General features: G+C 63.6%; 4 protein-coding genes. 1 reads left to right on the top strand and 3 read right to left on the bottom strand.

From position 1 onward, the window contains the following. On the top strand, positions 1–2,189 hold a 2,189-nt coding region (locus ACLP9N_RS03510; protein WP_442406088.1), incomplete at its 5' end, for an ATP-binding protein. Positions 2,190–2,235: 46 nt separating this feature from the next. On the opposite strand, the gene ACLP9N_RS03505 is transcribed toward ACLP9N_RS03510, so the two are convergent. The 3 genes from ACLP9N_RS03505 to ACLP9N_RS03495 all read right to left on the bottom strand — a co-directional run bounded on the left by ACLP9N_RS03505 (position 2,236) and on the right by ACLP9N_RS03495 (position 4,536). Continuing rightward, the gene (locus tag ACLP9N_RS03505; RefSeq protein ID WP_442406087.1) at positions 2,236–2,838 is read right to left on the bottom strand and encodes a recombinase family protein; all 603 of its coding nucleotides are present in this window, start codon (positions 2,836–2,838) and stop codon (positions 2,236–2,238) included. Positions 2,839–3,085: 247 nt separating this feature from the next. Further along, the gene (locus tag ACLP9N_RS03500) at positions 3,086–3,910 is read right to left on the bottom strand and encodes a hypothetical protein (protein WP_442406086.1); all 825 of its coding nucleotides are present in this window, start codon (positions 3,908–3,910) and stop codon (positions 3,086–3,088) included. Then, a complete protein-coding gene (locus ACLP9N_RS03495) occupies positions 3,907–4,536 on the bottom strand; it encodes a TetR/AcrR family transcriptional regulator (RefSeq protein WP_442406085.1) in 630 nt (209 codons plus the stop codon). Before ACLP9N_RS03495 ends, ACLP9N_RS03500 begins: the two co-directional genes overlap by 4 nt. Positions 4,537–5,086 lie beyond the last annotated feature (550 nt).

Below are 5,086 nucleotides of genomic sequence, written 5' to 3'. Positions count from 1 at the left end.
TCGGCCTGCGCACCGAGTTCCCGCCGCTAGCAACCCAAGATCCGGCGTCGGGCAACCTGCGGGTTCCGACCACGAGTTTTATCGGACGCGAGTCCGAGGTCGCCGAGCTGCAAGCCGTGGTGAAGGCTCATCGTTTGGTGACGTTGACCGGGGTGGGCGTGGTCGGCAAGACCCGCCTGGCGCTCGAAGTGGCAGGGCGGCTGGTCGACGAATTTCCGGACGGGGTGTGGTTTTTCGAGCTGGCCGCGGTCGCCGATCCGGCGGCGGTGCCCGACGCGGTCGCGGCGGTGTTGGGCATCACCCAGCAACCGGGCAAGAGCGTCAGCGAGAGCGTGGCCGCCGCGCTGGAGGGCAGGGTGCGGCTGCTGGTGTTCGACAACTGCGAGCACGTGCGCGACGCCGCCGCCGATTTGGTCGAGGCCATCCTGGCGCACGCGGCGACGGTGAAGATTCTGGCCACCAGCCGCGAAGGATTGGGGGTCGCCGACGAGCAACTGTGGCTGGTGCCGTCGCTGGACGTGGGCGCGGGTATCGACTCGGCCGCGGTGACCCTGTTTGTCGACCGTGCCCATAGCGTTGCCTCCCGATTCTCGGTGGCCACACCTGATGAGGCGGCCGCGGTGGTGGAGATCTGCCGCAGACTCGACGGGATCCCGTTGGCCATCGAGCTGGCGGCCTCACGGATGGCGTCGATGACCGCGGGCGAGGTGGCTGATCGGCTCGATCAGCGGTTGCGGCTGCTGGTGGGGTCGCGGCGCGCTCTGGAACGCCAGCAGACCCTGCGCCACGCGGTGGCGTGGTCCTACGACCTGCTCGACGAGCCGGAAAAGGGGCTGCTGGATCGGTGTTCGGTGTTCGCCGGGGGATTCGACCTGCACAGCGCCTGCGCCGTAGCAGGATCCGAGGACCTCGACGAGTACGCCATCCTCGAGGTACTCGACGCTCTTGTGCGCAAGTCGCTGCTGGTCGCCGACCGGTCAGCGGGGCGGACCCGGTTTGCGATGCTGGAGACGATTCGCCAGTTCGCCGAGGACCAACTCGTCGCCGGTGGTGCGGCAACCGAGGTCCGGGCCGCTCACTCGCGGTACTTCGCCGGACGGGGAGCCGACATCATGGCCCTGTGGGACAGCCCCCGCCAGCGGGAGGCCTACGACTGGTTCACTATCGAGCTGGCCAATCTGCGCACCGCGTTTCGCTGGGCCGCCGATCAGGGCGATCTGGACGCCGCCGCCGCCATCGCCACCTATGGGGGGTGGCTCGGCGTTGGGGTCCAAATCTATGAGCCGATTGCCTGGGCTGAAGAGCTGATCGAGCCCGCCGGTGCGGTCGACCACCCGCGGCTGGCGTTCCTGTACGTGATTGCGTCGCTGTGCTACATGACGGGACGGATCGAGGCGGCTGTCCGCTATTGCGACGCCGGCCAGATCGTTCTCGGCAGGAGCCGCGAGGCGCTGCCGTACGGCATCGAAGTCGCGCTTGGAGTTGTATACCAAGTCATCGGGCAGCCCGAGCGGTGGGCCGAGTTGTGCCGCGCCCAGCTCGTGCGCCGCCGCGACACCCACGTCTACATCCGGGCATGGCTGGTTGCCGCTCTTTCATTGGCCGGTTGTGGTGGGGAGGCGATGGATTGCGCGGATGGCCTCATCGAGGCTGCGGAGGCAACAGGCAACCCGTTGTTCCTCGGGTGGGCGCTCTTTGCCTACGGTGTGGCTTTCCGTGACGCGGATCCCGTCGGGGCGCTTAACGCCTTCGGCCGGGGTCTGGTGATCGCTCACGACTGCGGCAACCGCACCCTCGCGTCAGCGCTGGCGCCGTTTCTGGCACGACTTGAGGCCGAACACGGCGGCACCGTGTCCGCGTTCGATCACCTCACTCTGGCGATCCCCGACTACCACGATTCGGGCGACACCACGACGATCCGCGTCCCGCTGGCCATCCTCGCCGTTCTTTTCGACCGGCTCGGACGCTACGAACCGGCGGCCACTATCGCCGGGTTCGCGCTCAGTCCTTTGTCTGCGTCGGCGGTCCCTGAAATTACCACCGCGGTCACCCACCTCCGCAGCGTGTTCGGCGACCAGACTTACGAATCGCTCGCCCGCAAGGGTGAGACGATGACCACCGCCGCGATGGTGACGTACACCTACGACCAAATGGACCAGGCCCGAACAGAACTCGAACACCCTAGTTGAGTTGCGCGAGTCGCGTGTCCAAACGCGAGAGCGGCGCAGCATCCTCTCAGTCGCCTTCAGCAGTCTGTTCGGCCAAGACGCGATACACCGTCGCCCTGCTCACGCCGAGCGTGTTGGCAATCGTGCTCGCCGACTCACCATTAGCGTGCATCCGCTGCGCCAGAGCGGCTTTCTTCTCGTCAAGCGCCTTGGGCCGTCCGATGTGCTGCCCGCGTACCCGACGCGCCTCGCGGGCAGCGGCGCGGCGTTCCCGGCCTAGCTCCAACTCAAGTTCTGCCAGGCTGGCCAATACTCCAGCCACCATTCGTCCGGTCGCGTTGGATGTGTCGATTCCTTCGCGCAGCGAGCGCAACACGATCTCTCGGTCGCGCAGCTCGCGAATCGTTGTCATGACTTCGGCGGCGTTGCGTCCCAATCGATCTATCCCGACCACGACGATTGCGTCACCGGCTCGTGCGTAGTTAAGCAATGCGGCTAGGCCGGGCCGCTGCTCGCGTGTCGACGTGCCGGACAGCTTGTCGCGATAGATCCGGTCAGGGTCGACCCCTGCTGCAGTGAGGGCGTCCAGTTGTTGGTCGAGGGACTGGTGGCCGGTGGAGACGCGGACGTATCCGATTTGAACACCGGTGGGAGCGGTAGCGGAGGTCATGCCTTCCAGTCCCATCACTTCAGTTTGTTGAGCCGTTCCCATCTGTCCGGCGCTAGCTCCCATTGTGGCCAAGAGATCGCTGTTGCGCGGTCCACGGCCCGAGGCGATAACCGTCGCTCTCAACGTAAATACTCCTGCGACGTTCTACCGTGTCCTGACCGACGATTCAGACGAATGAGCCAGCGGCGGCGATTCGGGTTTCCCGCAGGCGTCGCGACTCGAATGTCGATCCGCCAAGCCGGCCTCGTCACGGGTGTGTGACTAGATACGTCTCGTTCTTCAGTCCGGCGGTGAGTTCGCCGACGTCGAAGGGGCGGTCGAGGCGGGCGCGGAGCTTTGTGGGGTCGATGAGGAGGCTTATTTCGGCTGTTTGGCGCGCAAACAGCCTGCCGATGCGAGGGTAGAGCCAACGCATCATCGCTCGCTCTGCCGTAGTGCATCGTGACGCGCAGTAGCCCACGTGCCCCACCTCGTCGGTGAGGATTTCGCTGTAGAGGAGCTCAACCCGTTCGGAGACTTCTGGTTCGTCGGCGAATAGTTCAATGCCGACGCGGCGCAGTTCGTCGAACATGACGCAGCCTGCCATCTCCGCCGCTCCTACGAACAGGAACCCGAGACGCTCCGGGAGAAACACCCCAGTCTTGACGAATTGGCGCATGACGAACGGCGGGGGCACCACTTGGAACGTGAGGTCGAATACGTCCAGCACGTATGCCAGCAACCGGGTGTGGTAGTGCTCTTCAAGTTCGAGGTACACCCGCTCCGGTGGCAAGTCCTCGTCGCTGTTGAGGCCGTAGGTTTCCCCGAGGCCGACCCCGAATCGTTCTGCCTGATTTAGTTTGGCGGTGGCCAACAGAAACAGCATCTTCCTGTCCAAGCCCGCCTCGGGTCGCCGACGGCGCAGGTTCCGCAGGAAGGTCGGTCGGTCGGCAGGGTGGAGTGATCGGACCGGCTTCGTCTCAATACGATTGAAGAAGTCTTCGCGATTCGCCAAGCGTCGATTCAGCAGATCGGCCTCCCCGTCACGCCTCTTCAAGAAGTCTCGGTAGCCGTCGATTCCTGTGCTGATCATCGTGTTTCCATTCCTTTGACAATTGTCATTACATACCGATCCATGACGGCGGCCGCCGTCGCGGAATCTTGTGTGCCAGTGGCTAGCAGCGCGAAGAGTCCGGTCATAAAGAACACTCCGAGTTCACTGGCGTCTGCCTCTAACGGGACTCGGCCCGCGTTCTGGGCATTGGTGATCGCGGCAATCACGAACTCGGCTAGGGGATGCGCCGACAGTTCGTCCTCAGCCGGTCGGGTTGCGGAGAAGTGCAACCCCAACATGTCTCGAAAGACCACCGGCCCCAACCGACGCTCGGCGGCGACCACATGTCGAACCAACTGAGATAACACCGGCGCCAAGTCATCGGTCTCGGTCTGCGCGAGGTCGAGTTCGGTGACGATCCTGGCCTCTTCGCTTCTTTCCAACTCGACCAAGACGTGTTCCTTGGTTGGGAAGTGAAAGTAGAACGTGCCCCGCACCACCCCTGCTGCGCTGGCGATGGTACTGACGTCTGCACCGGCCAGTCCGGACCGGCCAATCTCAGCCACTGCGGCGTCGAATAGACGTGCCCGCGTTTCCAGCCGTCGGACCTCTCGAACGCCCCCAATCGACGATCCAGCTTCCGTGATGGCATTTGGTGACCCCATGGAGGCACAGTAGCTAATTCATTGACACTCGTCAATGACAGTCGTCAATGACGGTCGTCAACTGCTTCCCAGCGCCCGCGTCTTCCCACCGGGCACACTGCGGAAGCGATAGCGTGACCAAATCAGGTTGTCGAAAGCGGCAGTAGTAGACCGACTGTGTGCTGGACCTTTGCGGGCCGCCAGCGCCTTCCCCACTGCGTACGCAGATGAGTACGTTTTCCCTTCCGACGGCCATTGCTAATGACTGTGGGACCTCGATGGAAAGATGCTGATTAACAGGCAATTGACGCCTTTTTCCATCGCTAGCCCACGACAGCCATATTCCCTGGTTGCCGTCGTTCGGGACGAAGAGGCCGTGGGTTCGAATCCCGCCACCCCGACCAGTGTGATGTATCAAGACATACGAATAGCCCGAACCCTCTGTGAACTACCCCGGGTTTAGTTCCGATCTCTATAGGAGGATTGGAAGCTATGCCCCGTCAGTATCCGCCGGAGTTTCGCCAGCGTGCAGTGCGTTTAGTGGATACCACGATGGAAGCCTCGGACGTTT

It is taken from the genome of Mycobacterium sp., assembly GCF_052144515.1.
GTDB lineage: Bacteria > Actinomycetota > Actinomycetes > Mycobacteriales > Mycobacteriaceae > Mycobacterium.
Note: the sequence above shows the minus strand (reverse complement) of the source record. Positions and strands in the feature narration are given on the sequence as shown.

What these genes read in the sequence shown, in the direction of transcription:
- ACLP9N_RS03495 (WP_442406085.1), bottom strand. Translation starts at nt 4,536, where the DNA reads ATGGGGTCACCAAATGCCATCACGGAAGCTGGATCGTCGATTGGGGGC.
- ACLP9N_RS03500 (WP_442406086.1), bottom strand. Translation starts at nt 3,910, where the DNA reads ATGATCAGCACAGGAATCGACGGCTACCGAGACTTCTTGAAGAGGCGT.
- ACLP9N_RS03505 (WP_442406087.1), bottom strand. Translation starts at nt 2,838, where the DNA reads ATGACCTCCGCTACCGCTCCCACCGGTGTTCAAATCGGATACGTCCGC.